This window comes from Paenibacillus sp. FSL R7-0026 (assembly GCF_038004485.1).
Classification (GTDB): domain Bacteria; phylum Bacillota; class Bacilli; order Paenibacillales; family Paenibacillaceae; genus Paenibacillus; species Paenibacillus xylanexedens_A.
Genome location: NZ_JBBORG010000001.1, coordinates 5,012,284 through 5,033,710, shown reverse-complemented (window position 1 = coordinate 5,033,710; position 21,427 = coordinate 5,012,284). Strand labels below are relative to the sequence as shown.

The 21,427-nt window shown below is 47.7% G+C and carries 18 protein-coding genes and 1 pseudogene; 14 read left to right on the top strand and 5 right to left on the bottom strand.

Annotated elements, in window-relative coordinates; translation table 11 throughout:
- Positions 1-15 precede the first annotated feature (15 nt).
- A complete protein-coding gene (locus MKY44_RS21985) occupies positions 16-1,827 on the top strand; it encodes a peptidoglycan D,D-transpeptidase FtsI family protein (protein ID WP_341008599.1) in 1,812 nt (603 codons plus the stop codon).
- Here the strand turns inward: MKY44_RS21985 and MKY44_RS21980 are convergent.
- Complete coding sequence (locus MKY44_RS21980; RefSeq protein WP_341008598.1) at positions 1,822-2,997, bottom strand: AI-2E family transporter; 1,176 nt, start codon at positions 2,995-2,997, stop codon at positions 1,822-1,824. The two genes, MKY44_RS21985 and MKY44_RS21980, sit on opposite strands and share 6 nt — an antisense overlap.
- 175 nt (positions 2,998-3,172) lie before the next feature.
- Between MKY44_RS21980 and MKY44_RS21975 the strand changes: the two genes are divergently transcribed.
- Complete coding sequence (locus MKY44_RS21975; protein ID WP_341008596.1) at positions 3,173-4,576, top strand: polysaccharide deacetylase family protein; 1,404 nt, start codon at positions 3,173-3,175, stop codon at positions 4,574-4,576.
- An 85-nt stretch (positions 4,577-4,661) separates the two neighbouring features.
- Here MKY44_RS21975 and ilvD read toward each other — a convergent pair whose 3' ends face one another.
- The 3 genes and pseudogenes from ilvD to MKY44_RS21960 form a co-directional block, all read right to left on the bottom strand.
- The gene (gene ilvD, locus MKY44_RS21970) at positions 4,662-6,347 is read right to left on the bottom strand and encodes a dihydroxy-acid dehydratase (protein WP_074096200.1); all 1,686 of its coding nucleotides are present in this window, start codon (positions 6,345-6,347) and stop codon (positions 4,662-4,664) included.
- 317 nt (positions 6,348-6,664) lie between these two features.
- Positions 6,665-6,907: pseudogene (locus MKY44_RS21965) on the bottom strand (KGG domain-containing protein); the annotation flags it as partial.
- 123 nt (positions 6,908-7,030) lie between these two features.
- Positions 7,031-8,071 carry an acyltransferase family protein gene (locus MKY44_RS21960; RefSeq protein WP_341008595.1) on the bottom strand — a complete coding sequence of 347 codons (1,041 nt, stop codon included), beginning with the start codon at positions 8,069-8,071 and terminating at the stop codon, positions 7,031-7,033.
- A 222-nt stretch (positions 8,072-8,293) separates the two neighbouring features.
- Here MKY44_RS21960 and MKY44_RS21955 point away from each other — a divergent pair, with 222 nt between their 5' ends.
- The 6 genes from MKY44_RS21955 to mgrA all read left to right on the top strand — a co-directional run bounded on the left by MKY44_RS21955 (position 8,294) and on the right by mgrA (position 13,573).
- On the top strand, positions 8,294-9,259 hold the full coding sequence (locus MKY44_RS21955) for a sugar kinase (RefSeq protein ID WP_341008594.1): 966 nt from the start codon (positions 8,294-8,296) through the stop codon (positions 9,257-9,259).
- 88 nt (positions 9,260-9,347) lie between these two features.
- On the top strand, positions 9,348-10,013 hold the full coding sequence (locus MKY44_RS21950) for a bifunctional 2-keto-4-hydroxyglutarate aldolase/2-keto-3-deoxy-6-phosphogluconate aldolase (RefSeq protein WP_047844056.1): 666 nt from the start codon (positions 9,348-9,350) through the stop codon (positions 10,011-10,013).
- A gap of 95 nt (positions 10,014-10,108) precedes the next feature.
- On the top strand, positions 10,109-10,873 hold the full coding sequence (locus tag MKY44_RS21945; RefSeq protein ID WP_341008593.1) for an alpha/beta fold hydrolase: 765 nt from the start codon (positions 10,109-10,111) through the stop codon (positions 10,871-10,873).
- A 63-nt stretch (positions 10,874-10,936) separates the two neighbouring features.
- Entirely contained in the window at positions 10,937-11,704 is a 768-nt protein-coding gene (locus MKY44_RS21940; RefSeq protein WP_341008592.1) for an HAD family hydrolase, read from the top strand.
- 42 nt (positions 11,705-11,746) lie between these two features.
- Positions 11,747-12,487 carry an NAD-dependent protein deacylase gene (locus MKY44_RS21935; RefSeq protein WP_341008591.1) on the top strand — a complete coding sequence of 247 codons (741 nt, stop codon included), beginning with the start codon at positions 11,747-11,749 and terminating at the stop codon, positions 12,485-12,487.
- A 78-nt stretch (positions 12,488-12,565) separates the two neighbouring features.
- A complete protein-coding gene (gene mgrA, locus MKY44_RS21930; protein ID WP_036616991.1) occupies positions 12,566-13,573 on the top strand; it encodes an L-glyceraldehyde 3-phosphate reductase in 1,008 nt (335 codons plus the stop codon).
- 81 nt (positions 13,574-13,654) lie between these two features.
- Here mgrA and MKY44_RS21925 read toward each other — a convergent pair whose 3' ends face one another.
- Positions 13,655-14,629, bottom strand: coding sequence for an AraC family transcriptional regulator (locus MKY44_RS21925; RefSeq protein WP_341008590.1), 975 nt, complete (start codon positions 14,627-14,629; stop codon positions 13,655-13,657).
- Positions 14,630-14,782: 153 nt separating this feature from the next.
- Here MKY44_RS21925 and MKY44_RS21920 point away from each other — a divergent pair, with 153 nt between their 5' ends.
- From MKY44_RS21920 to MKY44_RS21895, 6 genes are all read left to right on the top strand, one after another.
- Positions 14,783-15,964, top strand: coding sequence for a galactokinase (locus tag MKY44_RS21920; RefSeq protein WP_341008589.1), 1,182 nt, complete (start codon positions 14,783-14,785; stop codon positions 15,962-15,964).
- 1 nt (position 15,965) lies between these two features.
- Positions 15,966-16,955 carry a UDP-glucose 4-epimerase GalE gene (gene galE / locus MKY44_RS21915; protein ID WP_315938440.1) on the top strand — a complete coding sequence of 330 codons (990 nt, stop codon included), beginning with the start codon at positions 15,966-15,968 and terminating at the stop codon, positions 16,953-16,955.
- A gap of 14 nt (positions 16,956-16,969) precedes the next feature.
- The gene (locus tag MKY44_RS21910) at positions 16,970-18,568 is read left to right on the top strand and encodes a UDP-glucose--hexose-1-phosphate uridylyltransferase (RefSeq protein ID WP_341008588.1); all 1,599 of its coding nucleotides are present in this window, start codon (positions 16,970-16,972) and stop codon (positions 18,566-18,568) included.
- Positions 18,569-18,726: 158 nt separating this feature from the next.
- The gene (locus MKY44_RS21905; protein ID WP_341008587.1) at positions 18,727-19,314 is read left to right on the top strand and encodes an MSMEG_1061 family FMN-dependent PPOX-type flavoprotein; all 588 of its coding nucleotides are present in this window, start codon (positions 18,727-18,729) and stop codon (positions 19,312-19,314) included.
- A gap of 93 nt (positions 19,315-19,407) precedes the next feature.
- Positions 19,408-20,571, top strand: a complete 1,164-nt coding sequence (locus MKY44_RS21900) for an iron-containing alcohol dehydrogenase (RefSeq protein ID WP_047844049.1) — start codon at positions 19,408-19,410, stop codon at positions 20,569-20,571.
- Positions 20,572-20,849: 278 nt separating this feature from the next.
- On the top strand, positions 20,850-21,386 hold the full coding sequence (locus tag MKY44_RS21895) for a membrane protease regulatory membrane protein (protein ID WP_047844048.1): 537 nt from the start codon (positions 20,850-20,852) through the stop codon (positions 21,384-21,386).
- Positions 21,387-21,427: the final 41 nt, after the last annotated feature.

Sequence of the window (21,427 nt, the reverse complement as noted above, 5' to 3'; positions counted from 1 at the left end):
AAAGGTGAGATTGGGATGCATCTCCTTGCGAAACGGCGAATCTATATAACTTGTATTCTTCTAACTCTTGTCTTTGGATTGCTTATATTACGATTGGGATGGGTCCAGATCGTTCAGGTGAATCAGACGATGCCTGGATTTCACCGAACGGTACGTGAAATGTCTGTATTGCAGCGTGAACGCGGGGTGATGCTTGACCCGGGGCGGGGACAATTTACGGATTACAAGGGTGAGGCGTTGACCGGTAAGCTGCAATGGGGACTGGTTCTTTTTCCACAGGCAAGTCCATTAGAGACATTACGCAAGTATGGGGCATTAGAAGGCTCCGAGATGATACAGTTGGCAGCTATATTACATACCGATCCGGATCAATTGAAGAAGGAATGGAATCAGGAAAGTATACCTCATTTCTGGACAGCAGGTACACATCAGCCTGTTCATTTGACCGCTGCTCAGGTGGAGCGCCTACGTAGTTTGCACCTGCAAGAAGCTGGCATCTATCCGATGATGACAAGGTATCTTCATGGGCATACAGGAATGCAGTGGATGGGTTATCTGGCTGAACAGCCTGAGTCCTCCAAAGTTCTGACTGGACATCAGGATGAAGTAAAACAGCCATTTGCTATGAAATCAGGAGCAGCGGGCCTGGAGAGGACACTTGAACCGCTGTTAAGGGGAATTGGCCCTACGCTTGTATCACGCATGGTCTCGGGTGGTGGAGAGATTATCCCTGATATTCAGCCGCACGTCATTGCACCGACCAATAGCCATTATCCTTTACGTGTAGAAACCACTGTGGATGCTGAGTTACAGCGTGGGTTGGAGGAGTTGACGCAAGAATCTGGATTACAAGAAGGGGCCATTGTTGTGTTAGATACCGCTAACGCAGATGTTCGCGCCATGATCTCCCGTCCTTTCTATCAGCCACAACATGTGGACCCTAAAGAATCGTCCTGGGGGAATCGTGCAGTACAGGGAGCTGTACCGGGTTCCATTTTCAAAATTGTCACTGCGGCTGCCGCTTTGGAGTATCATACGGTTTCTAACGGAGAAGAATTCCATTGTGGTGGTGAGTACGGAAGATATGGGCTGTCTTGCTGGAAGGAGCACGGGCATGGAGACCTAAATCTGGAGCAAGGATTCGCTGAGTCTTGTAACATCGTATTCGCGGAAACGGCGCGCAGGCTTAGTATGGAACAACTGGAGAACACGGCTGATCGTCTGGGACTCGCGCGTCCGATTGGCTGGGAGGGGAAGCAGATGGCAGGAATGCCTGTGTTACGACACTTTGATCATGAGGATCACGGGCGTGTGAGAACAGAGGCTGTTTCTTCTGCTGATGAAGGTGCGAAAATACAGACAGCAATCGGCCAGCGAGATGTCTTGGTCACACCGCTGCAAGCTGCCAATCTGATCGTTACACTGTTACATGATGGAAAGGTTAGTGCCCCACGTCTCGTTAAGCGCATTCGATATGCGGATGGTGGCACCATGCTGGAGATGCCCTTGCATGATTCACCTTCAACATCAGGACAGATTGCTCCCGCAACAGCGCATAAACTGTTATCCTGGATGAATAAGGTAGTCCGCGAGGGAACAGGAAAATCCCTGCAGCGTGCACGGTGGCATGTTGCAGGAAAATCAGGTACAGCTCAAGTACAGAAACATGGAGAGAAGCGCAACAATCAATGGTTCATTGGTTATGGACCGGTAGAACAACCCCAATATGCTGTAGCTGTTCTTGTTCAAAATGTCTCTCCTGACAGCCAACATCAGGCGACGGCTCTCTTCAGGAAGGTGATGGACTATTTGGCGGAGTCCTCATGATCCTTCGCAGGGACGGTGTACAGTAGACTCGGCAGAATTCGCTGAGGCCTTATTAACGGGTGGGTCCATGACCAATGGAGAGGATTCAAATTCATCTTTTGGCAGGTGAATCCACTTTTGCAGGTATCCTTGTTGTAACAGTTCTTTCAGAAGGATCAGAAGCACTGGAGATAACACTACACCAGCCAGGCCAAAGATCGAAAGGGAGATCAGCATAAACGAAAGCATCAAGTACGCCGAAGATACACCAATCGAGTTACCCGATATTTTCGGTTCCAGCAATTGTCTTGTCAGCATCGTCACTGCCAGAATCACAATCAGGCCAATCGCCAGGCTACTATTTCCAATAATGAATAAGTAGACGATCCATGGAATAAACACAACAGGGACGCCAAGCAATGGTACCAGATCAAAAACCGCACAGACTGCTGCAATGGTAAAGGCATTAGAGGTTCCCAAAATCAACAAACCTGCATAAATCAATACAAACGTAATGAGCATCATGATCATCTGTGCTTTCAGATACGAGCGGATTGTCTTGAACACGTGATTACGCATGAATTCAATAGCTAACTTTAATGTTTTGGGCGTTTTCGCACGGGCGAACTTGCGCCAGGATTCAATCTCGATACTGAGGAAAAATGCCAGAATAATCGCAATTCCGAAGTTCGTAATAAACGAAGAGAATGAACTGAGGAAACCTACGACGAATTGCGCTCCGCTAGTTACCCATTTGGACAGGAACCCGGTCAGTGTTGCAAAATAATCATTCGCTTTTTCCATAACTCCATCAGGAAGAGCGTCTGACTTGTCCTGAATGAATAACACCAGATTGGTGAATTCACGTTGTATCATTTCAATGTATACGGGAAAATTATCTTGAAGATTGGAAATTTGTGAAATGATAATCAAGCCTACCCCAAAAAAGGCAGCGACAATCAATGCAAGAAACAACAAGACGGAGATGGCGGCTCCAAGTGTCTTGGGCAATCCTTTGCGATGTAAAAATTTGGCCAGCGGTTCAATCATCCAATACACAATGAATGATAGAAAGACCGGTGCAGCCACATGGTATAATTGACTGAAACTGTACATGATCACATACACGGTTAATACGAGCAATGCGATGTCAAAGACAGTTCGCCCGTATTTTTTGTAAAGCGGTAGCATGGACATGGCTCCTTTGATGGCAATAATTAGATTGTATTTATTGTACACGATAGCTATCTTTTTGGGAAAACAGGATTCAAGAAAAGTCTGAACTATGATAAAATTAAAGGCGGTTTATTTTAGATAGTGCCCATAGTGCACCGTAATTTAGCAGGAGAAGTGGGGAGCTTGCAACATGACAACGATACTTCATAGTATTTTACTGTGGTTATTGTATCTTTCATCTTTTTACGCCTTTATTCCAAGTTTGATCAGCAGGATTTTTGGTTTTCGTGTATTTCGACGGGGAAGAAGTGATACACAATTTGCATTAACGTTTGACGATGGGCCAGATCCACATTATACGCCAAGACTGCTCGATCTGCTTCGTCAGCATCAGGCAAAAGCCACATTTTTTGTCGTTGGAGAACATGCAGCGAGTCATCCTGAACTCATACAGCGCATACATGAGGAAGGTCATCTTATTGGCATTCATAATTATATTCACAAGACGAACTGGCTCATGCGGCCACGTACCGTTCGAGATCAGATTCAGCGAACAGGTCAGATTATTCATGAAGTAACCGGCGTGAAGACTTGTTATTATCGTCCACCGTGGGGGATTATGAATCTGTTTGATTTTTTCAGCAAGAAAGAACGAAAGATTGTACTGTGGTCTTCCATGTTTGAAGACTGGAGAAGCCGAGTAGGTGCCCAGAGATTGACTGAACGGATGCTGAAGGAACTGAGAGGTGGAGAGGTCATGCTGCTGCATGATCGAGGAACGACCCTTGGTGCAGATGCACACGCGCCGGAGCAGATGCTTCAGGCGCTGGAAGTCGTCTTGCAGGAAGCTGAACGACTCGGGCTGCAAAGTGTACGCGTTGATACGTTGATGGGAGGTATCACAGTGAGCGAATCTCAGAACAAAACGCAATTACAGACACCATTGAAGCTATGGAAACGAATCGTTGTTGCCCTATGGCTGGGCTGGGAGAAGTTGTTCCACTGGGTATATCATCTACGGACGGCTTCGCCAGAGGAGCCGATGCTGCACTTCAGATCACGTGTATATCACGGAGCGCGGGTGGAGATGAATGATGGCCATGTCATTCAAAATGGAGATCCGGTGATAGAACTGCATTTTGACAATCAGAAGTTGTATGAACTTGGAGTGACATCACGTTCCAGTATGCATTTGGCTATTCGCATGATTCGGACCATGGAACAGCAATTGCCGGATCTGGCACGCATGGTGGCACTCGAACCGGAGTTACGCTCTGCCAAGGCGATATACGGTGTGAGCATGATTAACAGAGGCCCAGAAAAATTTGGATTTACCATACAAGAATTGCCCCCAGGACCGTTCAGTGCTGCATCCAAAGTATACTTGAAGCTGCTGTTAAGTGTAATCCACCCGGCAGGAACCAAACGTTTGAAACAGCGTACAGAACAATTGGTACCCAAGATGATTGCCATGCCGCTGGATGTACTGCTGGAACGTTACGGTCAACATATGACGCAGGTGGCAGCAACGTTAGAAGAATCCAGAGATGAATCGTTGTTAATTGAAAAAGAGATACTGCCAGAGCGGAACTAAACGGACTGATCACACCAACCAGCAAAAGAAAAGGGTTGCCCTTCGCCAGATTTGGCAGAAGAGCAACCCTTTATTTATTAGTGAATTAGATACTCAGTACGCCACCGTTGCTTGCATTGGTAACCAGTTTGGAGTAACGAGCCAGGTAACCGGTTTTTACTTTCGGTTCAAAGCCTTTCCAACCTGCGCGACGACGTTCAAACTCTTCGTCACTGATGTGCAATTCGATGATACGGTTGTTCAGATCCAGCTCGATGATGTCTCCTTCTTCAACAAAGGCGATTGGACCACCTTCAGCTGCTTCCGGAGAGATATGTCCGATACTGATTCCGCGGGATGCGCCGGAGAAGCGTCCATCGGTGATCAGACCAACTTTGGCACCCAATCCCATACCTACGATCTGGGAAGTAGGAGCCAGCATCTCAGGCATACCTGGTCCACCTTTTGGTCCTTCATAACGGATAACAACAACATGTCCTTCTTTTACTTTGCCGTTAGCAATACCTTCGAGCGCTTGCTCCTGGGAGTCAAAGCAGATGGCAGGACCTTTGTGGTATCCGCCAACTGAAGCATCAACTGCACCAACTTTGATGATAGCGCCTTGTGGTGCAAGGTTACCAAACAATACAGCCAGGCCGCCTTTTTCGGAATGCGGGTTATCCAGGTGGTGAATGACATTTGTATCCTGAATTTCTTTTCCTTCAACGTTCTCACGGATCGTTTTACCTGTTACTGTAATGCAGTCACCATGAATTGCGCCTGGTTTCTTGAGCAACTCGTTCAGCACTGCGCTTACGCCGCCTGCATTATGAACGTCTTCGATGTGAAGATCGGAAGCAGGTGCAAGTTTCGCCAGATGCGGAACGCGGTTAGCTACTTCATTGATACGCTCGATTGGATACTCGATGCCTGCTTCATGAGCCAGTGCCAGCGTGTGCAGTACTGTATTCGTAGATCCACCCATCGCCATATCCAGTGCAAACGCGTTATCGATCGCTTCTACAGTAACGATATCACGTGGTTTCAGATCCATTTTAATAAGTTCCATCAGTTGTTTAGCAGATTGTTTAACAAACTCACGACGCTCAGGAGCAACAGCCAGGATGGTTCCGTTACCTGGCATAGCCAGTCCCATCGCTTCAGCCAGACAGTTCATGGAGTTTGCGGTAAACATACCGGAACATGATCCACATGTCGGACAGCCGAACTGTTCAAGTTCGAGCAAGCTCTTATCATCGATTTTACCTGCTTGGTAAGCACCCACGCCTTCAAATACGGAAGTCAGGGAAAGAGCTTTACCATTGCTGTCACGACCGGCTTTCATCGGTCCACCGCTGACAAACACGGTAGGGATATTACAACGGAGTGCACCCATCATCATGCCGGGTGTAATTTTATCGCAGTTCGGGATACATACCATGCCGTCGAACCAGTGTGCAGATACAACGGTTTCCACGGAATCCGCGATAATGTCACGGCTTGGCAGCGAGTAACGCATACCAATGTGTCCCATGGCAATACCATCATCTACTCCGATGGTGTTGAATTCGAATGGAACGCCACCGGCTTCACGAATAGCATCCTTTACAATTTTACCGAATTCCTGAAGGTGGACATGGCCGGGCACGATATCGATGTATGAGTTACATACGGCAATAAACGGCTTGCCGAAATCCTCTTCTTTAACGCCCGCTGCGCGAAGCAAACTCCGGTGTGGTGCACGGTCAAAACCTTTTTTGATCATATCGGAACGCATCTTCTTGGCTGACATGGTGTATTCCCCCCAAATATATAATATTGAGCAACATGAATGGAAAAGTAAATGGCAGTGCATCTGTCGTTTAATTTCATCCGTACTCTAAAAAAAAGGACCGGCATGCCGGTGTCGAGCTCCCCGTAGTTTGTGAAATTCTTTGCTGCTTTAAACCCGTGAACACCCGGTTTTTCTATTGAGTCTATCACAACCGTCGTCATATTTCTACAATCAATAGAAAGAAGCCTCAAACCATTTTCATGGAATTAGACTTCTTGATTTACGGGAAAGCTATGATCATGTTTCGATGTGGCAAGCGGAATTCATTAGTTGCTTCCGCCTTTGCGTCCAATCTCACGATAGAATTCCTTATTATGAGTTTCGGAGGTTGCTTCGCCGCCCTTGCGACCAATCTGTTTGTAAAAGTCAGTGTCATGGGCATCTGAAGTCGCTTCTCCACCTTTTTTTCCAATCATCTGGTAGAAGCTTCGATCATGGTTCTTGGAAGTCGCTTTGCCACCTAATCTGCCAGCTTCCTCACGGCTCATCTTGTGTTCTGACGTCTGTTGACGTGCCATTACAAATCACTCCTTACAACGATAAGTTGTTTTTTGTAGCGCGTATCCCTAATTTACCACCTTATTTCCAGCCTGAAACAATTCACTAGGATAGAATCGATGGTGAAGAGATCCGTCAGAGCATTAGGCCGAACGTTTAAACACCTCATGTCGATTGAAAGAAAATCGGGATATATCCGGTTCAATTACGGGTTTGAACGTGTGACGTACAGCCGGCAGAGCCAGTGTGACTGCGAAGAGTATGGCAATGACAAGTATGACTGGAATATACGCCGAGCTTCCCATATAACTGTAGACTCCGGACCAGATCGCGAGACGAACGAGAAACCCATGCAGCAGGAACACATAGAGTGTACGTCGTCCAAGGTCCGTCAGTCTGGAAGTCAAGGAAGGTACCCAGGCCAAGAACAGTGCTGCAGATGCGATTTCCAGCAAGTAGACACCCACCCGGAAGATGCCGGCATACCATTCGTGGTGACCCAGTTCGGCGTACGTCATGCTGCCGAGTAACCATCCGGATGAAATGTTCAAACCACCATACCCGATCCATACCAACAGTGCAGCAGAGAGGATGGCTGCGGTTTTTCGCCCCCAACCGGATAATAAATGTGAACGGATGGTTGCTCCATAGTCATAACCGATGACAAAGAACGGCAGAAATACAAACGTACGGCTGAAGCTGAGCCAGAATCCGTCGATAGGCAAATACCCCGCAATTACACCGAGCGTAATCGATCCAATCACCCGATATATCGGTTTCCAGGAAATCGCCAGACGAAGCAACAGTCGCCAACAGAAATGACTCGCGAGAAACCATAACAGCAAGTAAGGTGCAAAGAAGGATAGCCTCATATGGGGTGTGTGGAATACGGTAAAGTCCATTAGTGCGTATAAGGACTGAAACAGTACATACTGTAGTGCAATCTGCTTCAGGACATTTCGCCCAGATGCACCCTGGAGTGAGTGTGTCGCAAAATACCCGGTTACCCATACAAAGAGTGGCATGTGAAACGTATATATCCACAGGAACAGAGCTTCCGCTCCTGCAAAACGTGTGATGAGTGGTTCAAGTGCATTACCAGCAAGGACACAGACGATAAGCATAAAGCGCAGATTGTAAAAGAAAGATTCCTGATCATCCCGGATCAGTGTCTGATTTTTCATGGTGTAGCCCCCTTATAGACCCTGGTTGCAAATTCATTTGCATCTGTAATAAGGGTAATATGGATGTTCATTATCTATTGTGATTTAATTCACATTGGTAAGCGTTATCTTTTATTAAAGCTGTGACAACAAAATGAACGCAACGGGATTGACAACGGTTGCATAGAGGATGACAATAGAAAAAGAAGATGAGGGAATGTAACTATAAGGAGGGAAGAAATCATGTCAACGAGTCCCTATCCAAGCCCGGAAATTATTACGTTTGGGGAGAGTATGGGTTTGCTGACTGCCAAAGATACAAGAGGGCTGGAATATGCAGCCACACTGGACAAGTCTTTCGGGGGTGCTGAGAGCAATCTGGCTATTGGCGTATCCCGCCTGGGGCATACCAGTGGTTGGTTTGGACGCTTGGGCAATGATCCGATCGGCAGTATGATTCTGAAAGCCATTCGCGGTGAAGGCGTAGATGTATCCCGGGTAAGGTTGAGTGATCACGAGCCTACTGGTTTGATGATTCGTGAGAACGCTTCCGGGAAAGCCTCGGTGCATTATTATAGGAAGCTATCTGCTGCAAGTGCGATCACACCTGATGATTTGGATCCCGACTATATTGCCGGGGCGAAGATATTGCACGTTACGGGTATAACGGCAGCGATAAGCCCGTCCGGACTTGCTACGGTAGAGGCTGCTATACATATTGCCAAACAGGCAGGGGTGAAAGTAAGCTTTGATCCAAATCTGCGTCTCAAACTATGGTCTGCGGATGAGGCCCGTCCGGTTATACTGCGTTTAGCTGAACTGGCGGACTACTTTTTACCGGGTCTGGACGAGATGAAACTTCTATATAACGAAGAAAATGATCAAAAAGTACTTGAGCGTTTATCTGCCATGAATGCTGTGTGCATTGTGAAGGGTGGCCCTGATTTGACCTACGTATTGGCGAATGGTACCCTAACTGAAGTTCCGTACTTTAAGGCGGATTATGTTCTGGATACGGTAGGTGCAGGAGATGGATTCTGCGCGGGATTTTTATCGGGATTATTAAAAGGATACTCCCCGCAGGAAGCAACCCGTCTCGGCAATTTGACCGGTTCCATGGTTATACAGGCTGTTGGCGATTGGGAGGCGCTCCCCACGTGGGGGCAGGTCGAGGCCAAGCTGAACAACGTTGCCCATGTTGAGCGCTAGTCGCTGCTGAAATTATATATGGCTCATCTTCGTTCTTAAATGTAAGGCTTGTATACACAACCACCACATTGACAAGGGAGAGAATGAAATGAAGAAGCTTCAGCTGTTGCAAAAGATTACGGACAATGGGGTTGTGGCAGTTCTGCGTGCAGATTCTGCGGATCAAGTTATTGCCATGGCCGAGCAAGCGATTGCGGGTGGCATTAAAGTTATCGAGATTACGATGACAGTACCCAGTGCTCTCAAAGCCATTGAAAAATTAAGCCGTGTATACCATTGGAACACACAAGATCCAGAGAAATTCGCGATTATTGGTGCGGGAACGGTGCTTGAACCACAAACGGCAAGAGCGGCTATCATGTCGGGTGCCGAGTTTGTAGTCGGACCTTCCCTGAATCCGGATACCGTTCAGATCTGCAACCTGTATCGAATTCCGATTCTGCCGGGTGTGATGACGATTGCTGATGTTCAACGCGCATTGGAGCTTGGTGTGGACATTGTGAAGTTGTTCCCGGGTAATCTGTATGATCCTTCGATTATCAAAACGATGAAGGGCCCTATGCCGCAGGCGAATTTTATGCCAACTGGCGGGGTATCCTTGTCTAATCTGGGGGATTGGATCAAGGGTGGAGCAGTGGCTGTTGGTATCGGCTCCGACTTGACAGCGGAAGCTGTGAAGACGGGTGACCTGAGTCATGTCCGTCGCAAAGCGGAACAATATATGGATGCTTACCGCAAGGCCAAGGCTGAATAATATTTGTTCAATTCGGAGAAAGGGAGCCTGAATTAACGAAGGCTCCCAATTCTGTGAGCCGCGGCACCTGCGGAAGTGAAGAAAGGTGATTAACGTTGAGAAATCGGTATAATACAGGGCGCAAGAAGAGGGGCATCGGGAAATTCCTGCTCGTACTTCTGGCGCTCATTGTCATTGGATGTGGATTTGTTGCGTGGAAATTATTCACACCATACGGTCCACAGGAAACAGCTCAAACGGCCATGGAAACAGCCAATAAGGTGACGGTGAGCGAACAAGAGAACTGGATTGATTTTGTGCCAGATAAACCGACTGGGAAAAGTGTACTTTTCTACCCTGGTGGACTGGTAAAACCGGAAAGTTACGCACCACTTGCGCATGAGTTGGCCGCTGCGGGGCATCACACGATTATTGCCAAAATGCCAGTTAATCTGGCAGTGCTCAAGCCAAACTTGGCAGATGAGATTCTGGCCGCATATCCGGACGAACAATTTGTTGTGGGTGGACACTCTCTCGGTGGATCGATGGCTGCACGTTATGTAGCCGCGCATCCTGATGCACTTCAGGGCATCTTCTTCTTGGCATCCTACCCGGATGAAAAAGGAAGCGTAAAGTCACTTGGAATACCTGCTTTATCTATTCTGGGTACGAAAGATGAAGTCGTGAATGCTACGAAGTATCAGAGTGGACGGATGTATCTTCCAGGAGACACGGTTTATTACACTATTGAAGGTGGTAACCACGCCCAGTTCGGTGATTATGGTCATCAAAAAGGAGATGGCGAGCCAGAAGTGAGTGGAGAAGAACAGCTGAATCAGACGGTCAAGACGGTACTGGCTTGGTTAAGTGCCATCAAGTAGGTTTTGATTATTCTGCACTAAGGGCTGTATGCATTTATAGCATACTTGATGGAGGCGATACGGATGACCATGCTTCAAGTGAATGGAGTGCAGATCCCATGTAAAGGTATCCTGTTTGATAAAGATGGAACACTGCTGGAATTTCTCCAGCTTTGGGGGCCATGGGCAGAGACATTACTGGATCAGTTGCAATCACGTATGAATGAACTCGGAGCTTCATTTACGGTTGAACGGGAGCATGTTCTGGGCACCACCCATAATCCGCAAGGTCATATTGTTGGATATGATCCGCAAGGCCCGCTGGCCATTGCGACTGTGGATGAGTGCACGGGATTGCTTGCCGGGCAGTTATATGCGGCAGGTATGCCATGGAATGAAGCGATCACAACGATACGCCAATTTTCAAGTGTAGCCATGAGATCGGTAAGAGAGCGCAAATCCGCTGAACCCATGTCAGGATTGCTGGATTTCTTGCAGAAATGCAAGGCAGCGGACATACCACTGGCGGTCGTCACTTCAGACAGCACAGCAGCAGCAGAAACACATCTGGATTGGATGGGGATACGTTCCTTTTTCACATCCATTGTGGGCTGTGATCGGGTGACCCAGGGCAAACCGGATAGAGAAGCAGCACTCTTGGCTTGCCGTGAATTACATATCCATCCTGCGGAGGCCGTTGTCATTGGAGACAGCAATGGGGATATGCAGATGGGGAGGCACGCAGAGGTATCCTATACGCTTGGTTACTGTCCACAGTTAGATCAAGGATCCCACCTGGTTGATGCCCATGCCATTGTTCGTCATTATAATGAGATAAGCGTTATTTTATAAGTCACCCTGGCTTGGTTGGACGATATAAAAGGAGGAGAGAGGATGAACGCAACAGAACAACTGGCTGCCTGGATTCAGGAAAGCTCCCGTATTGTTTTTTTCGGAGGGGCCGGAACTTCAACGGAAAGCGGGATTCCCGACTTCCGCTCGGCTGCGGGTCTGTATCAGACGGAGCAGCATTCGCCTTATCCACCGGAAGAGTTATTAAGCCGGCATTTTTTTGATAAACATGCCGATATTTTTTATGATTTTTATCGTGGTAAAATGCTTCATCCAGATGCGGAACCGAACGGGTGCCATCGACTATTGGCCCGTCTGGAGCAGGCGGGAAAACTTCAGGCAGTGATCACGCAAAATATCGACGGACTACATCAGAAGGCAGGCAGCAGCAATGTTTTTGAGCTTCACGGCTCAATTCATCGTAATGCCTGCATGGATTGCAAGCAGTTTTATACGCTGAATGATATTATACAGTCCCAAGATACCGTGCCTCGCTGTACCACATGTGGTGGTGTGATCAAACCGGATGTGGTGCTGTACGAAGAGGAGCTGGATCAGACGACATTGTATCGTTCCATTGATGCGCTGTCTTCTGCAGATCTATTACTCGTGGGAGGCACGTCACTGACGGTATATCCAGCGGCCCAGTTAATTACGTATTTTCAAGGAAAACATACCGTTCTTCTTAACGCCACACCTACCGCTTACGACCGCCGGGCTGATTTGCTGATTACAGAGCCGATTGGCGAGGTAATGAATAATGTGGACCAGCTTCTTGGTTAAACGCATGGACTGAATAACCGCATTCTCCGGCATAGACCGGACACAAGAGGCGGAACCTGGGGAAAGAAGGGATTCATAATGGTCTACGTAGCAAGCGATACTCGCTATGAAACGATGAAATATAACCGCGTTGGACGCTCAGGTTTGAAACTGCCAGCGATTTCACTGGGGCTGTGGCATAATTTTGGCGGTATCAATAACGCTGAGAATGGTCGTAATATGATTACCCGATCATTTGATCTGGGCATTACACATTTTGACCTTGCCAACAACTATGGCCCACCGGCAGGTTCGGCTGAGCAGTTATTTGGACAGGTACTGGCCCAGGATCTGAAACCTTACCGTGATGAACTGGTGATCTCCACCAAAGCGGGGTATTATATGTGGCCCGGGCCGTATGGCGAGTGGGGTTCACGCAAAAATCTGGTATCCAGTCTGAATCAGAGCTTGAAGCGTATGGGCCTGGATTATGTGGATATTTTCTATTCACACCGTTATGATCCCGAAACACCTTTGGAAGAAACGATGATGGCACTGGATCATATTGTTCGCTCGGGCAAAGCCCTTTATGTAGGGATCTCCAACTATCCCGCAGAGCAGACGAGACAGGCTGCCGAAATTCTGAAAGGTCTGGGTACGCCCCTGTTAATCCATCAACCGAAATACTCGCTGCTGGACCGCTGGATTGAAGATGGTTTGCAGGACGTGCTGGATGAGTATGGAACAGGCAGTATTGCATTCTGTCCATTGGCACAAGGTGTGCTCACGAACAAATACTTGAATGGTATCCCGGAAGACTCACGTGCCAAAGGACCGTCGGTATTCCTGAATGAAAACAACATCTCTCCAGAGACGCTCCGCAAAGTGCGTGCGCTGAACCAGATTGCAGCAGCCCGTGGTCAGAGTTTGGCCCAATTTTCACTCTCCTGGGTGCTGCGTAATGGCAGGGTAACTTCTGCGCTGATTGGCGCAAGTCGTCCTTCCCAGATTGAAGAGAATGTGGCTGCACTCAGTCAGCTGGATTTCTCTACAGAGGAATTGGAACGGATTGAATCCATCCTGTCTCCGGAGCCTGATGACAAATAAATAAAGTGCAAAAGGTGCATCTTAGCCATAATGGCGGAATGCACCTTTTTTTGTCTTACGTGGTTCCGTCCGTTAAGTTGCTTACCGTTTGTTTTGTTGAGCATTCTTCTGTAACCCCTGGTTTAGTGGGCGGGACAGTATTTTCTCTCGATACAAGCTAGGCGCTTCACCGTGAAATCGTTTGAACTGTTTGGAGAAATACAGCGCGTCTGGCAGTCCCACTGAGGCAGATACCTGTTCGATGGACAGATCCGGGCGTTCTCTCAGGAGTTGGCGCGACTTGTCGATCCGCAGTTTTAGCAGATAGGTGACTGGAGAAAGACTGGTTTCCTGTTTGAAAATACGGGATAGATACGCACGGTTGTAACCGAGACTCGCAGACATTTGTTCAATGGAGACAGGATAGGCATATTGGGTGGACATATACTGAATCATCTGTTTCACCGTACGTCGGATGGAGGATTCACCGGGAATTAAGGTTTGACCCTGCGAAAGGTGATTCTGTGCTTCGGCTAGAATCATATATAACGTACCCAGTGATGTGAAATGGGAGCTTTCTTTGCGCTTGGCAAAAGCATCCTGCATCACGGATAGCCAATCGGATATTCCACAGGATGGTCCAGCATGAAAAACGGACTTCTCCGGGCGGAACCCGGCTTCCTCGGTATGTTGGCCAGCCTGGCTGCCTGTGAAGGCAATCCAGCGATATTGCCATGGGTTGCGGGCGTGAGACTGGTAACTTACCAGTTGCCCGGGATGAATGAGGAAACAATCACCTGCGGATAAATCGTAGGTGTGCAGTTCGGTACGGAACGTACCCGCCCCTTTTTCTACATAGTGCAGCAGATAATAATCAAACAGTTTGGGTCCGACGGCATGACCCGGAAGGGTCTGGCTTGCTCCGGCAAACAGGACATGCAGTGCGCCTTGTTCATAATAGACCGGATTGGAGGCAACCGAATAACTGAGTGCTCCGCTTTTACCGGAAGGTGATTCCTGTATTTTTTCGTTAGAAGATGCAAGGGATTCTTTCTTGGCGTTGAATTGGTCTGCCATAGTCGTTTCCTTCTTTCCGGGATGCTCCGATCATTATACGCCTTAAGGTCACATTTATCCATATGAAACACACATGGTTGCATTACAAGAGGCACCGCTTTCTTATATAATAACATTAAGAAAACCACAACAACGAGGCGAGGTGCACCAGCAGTGAACGTAACTGAATTGAAACAAAAGTTTATTGAAAAGTACGGAGAGAGTGGAGCGGACATCCGTGTATTTCATGCCCCTGGGCGTGTGAATCTGATCGGTGAGCACATTGACTATAACGGTGGATACGTGCTTCCGGCAGCACTTGAATTCGGAACAACTTTGATCATTCGTGAGCGTCAGGACAACAAGTTGCAACTGGCTTCCACGAACATGTCTTATGAAGGGGTATTAGACACTTCCTCCATCGGTAAGGAAAAAACCGGAGAATGGACCGACTATCCTGTAGGTGTCATGGTTGAATTGCAAGGCAAAGGCGTGAATGTAACAAAAGGGTATGACTTCCTGTACCACGGGGAGATTCCGAACGGGGCAGGACTTTCATCGTCTGCATCACTGGAGGTACTCACGGGCTTCGCGATTCAGTCTCTGGAGGGCGTAACGGATATTGATACGGTTCAACTGGCGCTTCTGTCCCAGAAAGCGGAAAATGAGTTCGTAGGCGTCAACTGTGGAATCATGGATCAGTTCGCTGTCGCAAACGGTGCTCAGGATCACGCGATCCTGCTGATGTGTGACACACTGGAATACGAAAAGGTTCCTTTCCGTACAGGCTCCTACAAATTGGTCATCGGTAACACGAACAAACGCCGCGGTCTGGTGGATTCGGCCTACAATGAACGTCGCTCCCAATGCGAGCAGGCACTTGCCATCTTAAAGGAACAGCTGCCTGCACTGAATTACCTGGCTCAATTGACGCCAGAGCAGTTCGTAACACTACAGGATCAGATCAAGGATGAGAAAGTAAGACAGCGTGCACAACATGTTGTGGAAGAGAACGCTCGTGTGCTCGCATCAGTCGAAGCATTGCAGGGTAACGATCTGGAAACCTTCGGTAAGCTGATGAACGCTTCTCATGAATCGCTTCGTGACTTGTACGAAGTAAGCTGTGATGAGCTGGACGTTATGGTTGAAGAAGCTCAGCGGATTCCAGGCACGCTTGGTGCTCGGATGACTGGCGCAGGATTTGGCGGTTGTACCGTATCACTTGTGCATGAGAATGATGTCGAGCGTTTTGTAAGTGAAGTGGGCGCTGCATATGAAGCGCGTACCCATCTAAAAGGTGATTTCTATGTATGCGGTGTAGGCGACGGTGTTAAAGAATTGAAGGAGGCGAAGTAAAATGGCAATTTTGGTGACAGGTGGAGCAGGGTATATTGGATCTCATACGGTAGCAGCATTGTTGGAACGTGGAGAAGAGGTTGTTGTGCTGGATAACCTGCAGACAGGGCATCGTGAGGCGTTGCTCGGCGGTAAGTTGTATGAAGGGGATCTGCGTGACAAAGAAATTCTGGCGAAGCTGTTCGCTGAGAATTCAATCGATGCAGTCATTCACTTTGCGGCTAACTCACTCGTAGGCGAGAGTATGAAAGACCCGGTTAAATATTATGACAACAACGTGTTTGGTACACTCTGTCTATTGGAAGCGATGAATGCAGCGAACGTACGCCGCATCGTCTTCTCCTCTACAGCAGCTACCTACGGTGAGCCTGAGAAAGTGCCAATCGAAGAAAGCGATCGTACAGAGCCAACCAACGTATACGGCGAAACCAAGCTGATGATGGAACGCATGATGTCATGGTTCGATAAAGTTCAGGATATCAAATACGTTTCCCTGCGTTACTTCAATGCAGCCGGTGCTCATGAGAGCGGCAAAATTGGTGAAGATCACCAACCAGAGAGTCATCTGATTCCACTGGTGCTGCAAACGGCTTTGAAACAACGTCCGCACATCGCAGTGTTTGGTGACGACTATGCAACAGAAGATGGAACATGTATCCGTGACTATATCCACGTGAGCGACTTGGCTGATGCACATCTGCGTGCAGTAGATTATCTTCGCAAAGGTGAGAACAGTAACGTGTTTAACCTGGGTAACGGCACAGGCTTCTCGGTAAAACAAGTGATCGAAACAGCTAAAAAAGTGACTGGCCTCGATATCCCGGTTGTACAGGAACCACGTCGTGCAGGTGACCCGGCTGTGCTGGTAGCTTCATCTGCCAAAGCGAGATCTGTCCTGGGTTGGAATCCAAAATGGACCAATCTGGAAGATGTTATTCAAAGCGCTTGGAGCTGGCACCAATCACGTCCTGACGGCTACGGAAAAAACTAGGAGGCGAACACCTTATGTCACAGACTCATATTGCAGCAGGTGCCACAGAGCGGACACCGGAGCAGCAGGAAGCACTGCATGCCATTGAACGTCTGGTTGCATTTGCCTTGCAGAAACAATTAATCGAGGAAGCGGATTGGGATTATAGCCGCAACCTCTTGCTGGAACAATTCGGATTCTCAGAGCCTTATGCCGGCGAGTTGGACGCGACTGTGCCCGATGGCCCACAGGCTATGCTGGATACGTTGATTGATTATGGATTTTCCATTGGACTCATTCCTGAAAATAGCGATACATTCCGTGATTTGCTGGATGCCAAAATCATGGGTCATTTGATGGCACGCCCATCCGAAGTGGTACGCGCATTCCGCCACACGGAGCAGACGGAAGGCATTGAGGCGGCCACATCTCAATTCTATGACTTGTCGATTAACTCCAACTACATCCGTATGGATCGGATCTCGAAGAACGTCTACTGGACACAGGACACGGCCTATGGAGACATGGAGATTACTATCAACCTGTCAAAACCGGAGAAAAGTCCAAAGGAAATTGCTATGGCGAAATTGCTTCCGCCACCGGTATATCCAAAATGCCAGCTGTGTCGTGAAAATGTAGGCTACGCTGGTCGGGTGAATCACCCGGCCCGCCAGAATCTGAGAGTCATTCCGTTGGAACTTAACAACGAGCCTTGGTTGTTCCAATACTCGCCGTATGTGTACTACAACGAGCACTGCATCATTTTCCATCATGATCATGTGCCGATGAAACTGACAAAGGATACGCTGCGCAGGCTGCTTGCCTTTGTTGGGGAGTACCCGCATTACTTTATCGGATCTAATGCAGATTTGCCGATCGTAGGTGGGTCGATTCTGACACATGACCATTTCCAGGGCGGACGTCATACATTCGCCATTCAAAATGCACAGCCAGAGGCGGTCTTCCGCCATGCGGATGCACCTGGACTTACATTGAGTCTTGTCAAATGGCCGATGTCCGTCATGCGTCTGGCCTCACACGATCCTGAAGAACTGCTAGAAGCTGGTAACGCTGTATATGAAGCGTGGAAGGTCTACAGTGATTCTGCTGTGGATATCGAAGCATTCAGTGAAGTGGACGGCGAACAGGTACCACACAATACGGTAACACCAATCGTTCGTCGTAGTGCAGATGGTGGTTATGAGATGGATCTTGTATTGCGTAACAATCGTACAAATGATGTGCATCCTGAAGGGATTTTCCATCCTCACCGTGAGATGCACCATCTGAAGAAAGAAAACATTGGTCTGATCGAAGTGATGGGGCTTGCCATCCTGCCAGGTCGTTTGAAAGAAGAACTGGACAGTATCGCGGATATCCTCGCTGGAGATGCCAAACTTGCTGAAGCCGCCAAAGCTTCTGATCATGTGTTGAACAAACATCTGGGCTGGGCGGAAGAATTGATTGAACGCTTTGGTCCTAACTTGGACAAAGAACAAGCCGTTGCCATTGTACAACAGGAAGTTGGCTTGAAATTTGCCGAGATTCTGGAACATGCAGGTGTTTACAAATATGATGAAGCAGGACGCCAGGCTTTCCATCGTTTTGTAAGCAGCATGGGATACACTGAATAGTAGTCTACAAACCAAGAACACCCGCTCAATCATGAGCGGGTGTTCTTGTCGTCTAGTAGTTCTTGTCATTTGTGCGCATTGGAATGAGCTTCCGGGCCAGTTATAATGGAGTGAAGTCCTAGAGTGCCACAATGAATTGAGGAAATGGGGTTAATAACTTGGAAAAGAAAGCATTGAATATTCCGTTGATTACAGATGCTGAGGAACTGCAAGGCATGGTGGGTGAACCGCATGAACATGTGCGTAACAAGGCAATTTCATTTGTGGATTCACATGTTCAGAACTTTCTATCCATGTCACCGTTATTTTTCCTCTCCACCTCCGATCGTGATGGAAAAAGTGATGTGTCACCTCGGGGTGATGGAGCGGGATTTGTGAAAGTGTATGATACATATCGGCTCGTTTATCCCGAACGCCCAGGCAATCGGCGGATAGACTCATTGTTGAACATGTTGTCGAACCCTGGTATTGGCATGCTCTTTTTGATTCCGGGTATGAATGAAGTGCTGCGTATTAATGGCACAGCATCCATTACCAAGGATGAGGAATTCATCGCCAGTATGGGCTGGAGTGGTAAAACCATAGGTGCGGCTGTCATTGTAGATGTGGAAGAGTGTTTTATCCATTGTCCGCGGGCATTTAAACAGGCTGGATTATGGGCCTCTGAAACATGGGTGGATGCTGAGAATTTGCCTTCATCGAGCGAGATGTTTCGAGCCCATTTGGAGATTAACGGGTTGTTATAAAGTGAGTGACTATCGATTTGTTTTTCTATAAACAGGGTACTATAATTGGAGTTGCACTAAAAATTCTAAACTCCATTGGAGGCGACAATAGATATGAGATCTTTCCAATTCTATAATCCAACCCGGCTGATTTTCGGCAAAGGACAACTGGAAGCATTGAAAACAGAAGTGCCGAAATACGGTAAACGGGTTCTGCTTGTATATGGTGGCGGCAGTATCAAACGCAGTGGTCTGTACGATCAAGTAATCGGTTTGCTTAAGGAAGCTGGAGCAGAAGTGACTGAACTGGCAGGTGTGGAACCTAACCCGCGTCTTTCTACGGTGCATAAAGGGGTAGACCTCTGTAAAACAAATAACATCGACCTGATCCTCGCTGTAGGTGGAGGTAGTGTACTAGACTGCTCCAAAGCTATCGCTGTAGGTGCCAAATATGATGGCGATATGTGGGATTTTGCTCAGCGCAAAGCCGTTGCACAGGACGCTCTTCCACTGGGTACGGTATTGACGATGGCAGCAACGGGTTCGGAAATGAACTCCGGTTCGGTTATTACGAATCAGGATACACAAGAAAAATTGGGCTGGGGTAGCGCATACTCATTTCCTGCATTCTCCATCCTGGATCCAGTGAATACATACACTGTTCCACTGGACCAAACGGTATACGGTATGGTGGATATGATGTCCCACGTTTTGGAGCATTACTTCCATCTGGATGCCAATACACCGGTTCAACTTGGCTTCTGTGAGACGATTTTGCGTACTGTCATGGAAGCAGCGCCTCGTCTGGTTGAAGACCTGGAGAACTATGAACTGCGCGAAACGATTTTGTATTGCGGAACAATGGCACTGAATGGCGTGCTGAATATGGGTCTCGCAGGCGACTGGGCAACACATAATATTGAACATGCGGTATCCGCAGTGTATGATATCCCACACGGCGGTGGACTTGCAATCTTGTTCCCACACTGGATGAAACATAACCTGGACGTGAATGTGGATCGATTCAAACGTCTGGCAATTAATGTGTTCGAAGTGAACCCTGAAGGCAAGTCTGACAGACAGATTGCCGAAGAAGGTATCGATGCGCTCAGCAAATTCTGGACATCCATTGGTGCCCCTAACCGTTTGGCTGATTACGATATCGATGATAGTCAGATCGACGTAATGGCAGACAAAGCGATGCTGTTTGGCCCATTCGGTAATTTCAAGAAACTGCAACGGGAAGATGTTGTATCCATCTACAAGGCTTCTCTGTAATTCTATAATCACTGACAAGTGAACGGACACATCCTGTTGTCCAAAAACCGCAAGTCTCCTTCATGGAGGCTTGCGGTTTTTTCATGTATTCGGGCTGTACACGTGAATGATGGAGGAACAAGAAGCAAGAAGAACAGAATGTCGTGATAATACCCATTATCGGGTTCAGAATACATTTGAGGAAAGATTTTGAAACATTTTGATGTTAGCTACGTATTTATTTACATGTGGAATGCCCAGTTAGGATGAATTTGCGGCAGAGAGAGGAGGAACAGGGGATGGAGACAATTTATTGGGGGTGTCTGATCGGAGGAGCAATATTTGCGGTTGTCAGCCTTGTGCTGGGTGACTTGATTGACGGCTTGCTGGACGGAGCCTTCGAAATGCCAGGTCTTGATTTTTTCAAACCCGTTGTGTTAGCTGGTTCCATTACAACCTTTGGTGGGGCAGGTATTTTACTGACACGTTATAGTTCATTAAGTGCAATGTCCGGTCTAATACTATCCCTGCTTATAGGTATTGCTGCAGCCATGCTGGTATTCTTCGCATATATCAAACCGATGCGTAACAGCGATGTCTCGATTGCATTTTCGATGAAAGAGTTATCCGGGAAAATTGGGGAAATCACCATTCCGGTGCCGGAAAAAGGTTTTGGCGAAGTGATGATTCGTTTTGCATCCGGTAGTACGATTCAAACGGCATCCAGTTTTGAACACCTCCCCATTGCGGCGGGAGCCCGTGTTGTCGTGGTGGATGTTGTAGATGGTGTACTACGTGTGTCGGAATGGGATGAAAATGTACTTAAAGATTTATAAAGTACTCTAATCACCTAATTAGTTTAAGCACTCATCATGAA

Bases quoted from the DNA above. Each gene is read 5' to 3' on its own strand.
- ilvD (WP_074096200.1), bottom strand. From the start codon at position 6,347: ATGTCAGCCAAGAAGATGCGTTCCGATATGATCAAAAAAGGTTTTGAC.
- galE (WP_315938440.1), top strand. From the start codon at position 15,966: ATGGCAATTTTGGTGACAGGTGGAGCAGGGTATATTGGATCTCATACG.
- MKY44_RS21975 (WP_341008596.1), top strand. From the start codon at position 3,173: ATGACAACGATACTTCATAGTATTTTACTGTGGTTATTGTATCTTTCA.
- MKY44_RS21950 (WP_047844056.1), top strand. From the start codon at position 9,348: ATGAAGAAGCTTCAGCTGTTGCAAAAGATTACGGACAATGGGGTTGTG.
- mgrA (WP_036616991.1), top strand. From the start codon at position 12,566: ATGGTCTACGTAGCAAGCGATACTCGCTATGAAACGATGAAATATAAC.
- MKY44_RS21980 (WP_341008598.1), bottom strand. From the start codon at position 2,997: ATGCTACCGCTTTACAAAAAATACGGGCGAACTGTCTTTGACATCGCA.
- MKY44_RS21940 (WP_341008592.1), top strand. From the start codon at position 10,937: ATGACCATGCTTCAAGTGAATGGAGTGCAGATCCCATGTAAAGGTATC.
- MKY44_RS21895 (WP_047844048.1), top strand. From the start codon at position 20,850: ATGGAGACAATTTATTGGGGGTGTCTGATCGGAGGAGCAATATTTGCG.
- MKY44_RS21935 (WP_341008591.1), top strand. From the start codon at position 11,747: ATGAACGCAACAGAACAACTGGCTGCCTGGATTCAGGAAAGCTCCCGT.
- MKY44_RS21925 (WP_341008590.1), bottom strand. From the start codon at position 14,629: ATGGCAGACCAATTCAACGCCAAGAAAGAATCCCTTGCATCTTCTAAC.
- MKY44_RS21955 (WP_341008594.1), top strand. From the start codon at position 8,294: ATGTCAACGAGTCCCTATCCAAGCCCGGAAATTATTACGTTTGGGGAG.
- MKY44_RS21900 (WP_047844049.1), top strand. From the start codon at position 19,408: ATGAGATCTTTCCAATTCTATAATCCAACCCGGCTGATTTTCGGCAAA.
- MKY44_RS21910 (WP_341008588.1), top strand. From the start codon at position 16,970: ATGTCACAGACTCATATTGCAGCAGGTGCCACAGAGCGGACACCGGAG.
- MKY44_RS21960 (WP_341008595.1), bottom strand. From the start codon at position 8,071: ATGAAAAATCAGACACTGATCCGGGATGATCAGGAATCTTTCTTTTAC.
- MKY44_RS21985 (WP_341008599.1), top strand. From the start codon at position 16: ATGCATCTCCTTGCGAAACGGCGAATCTATATAACTTGTATTCTTCTA.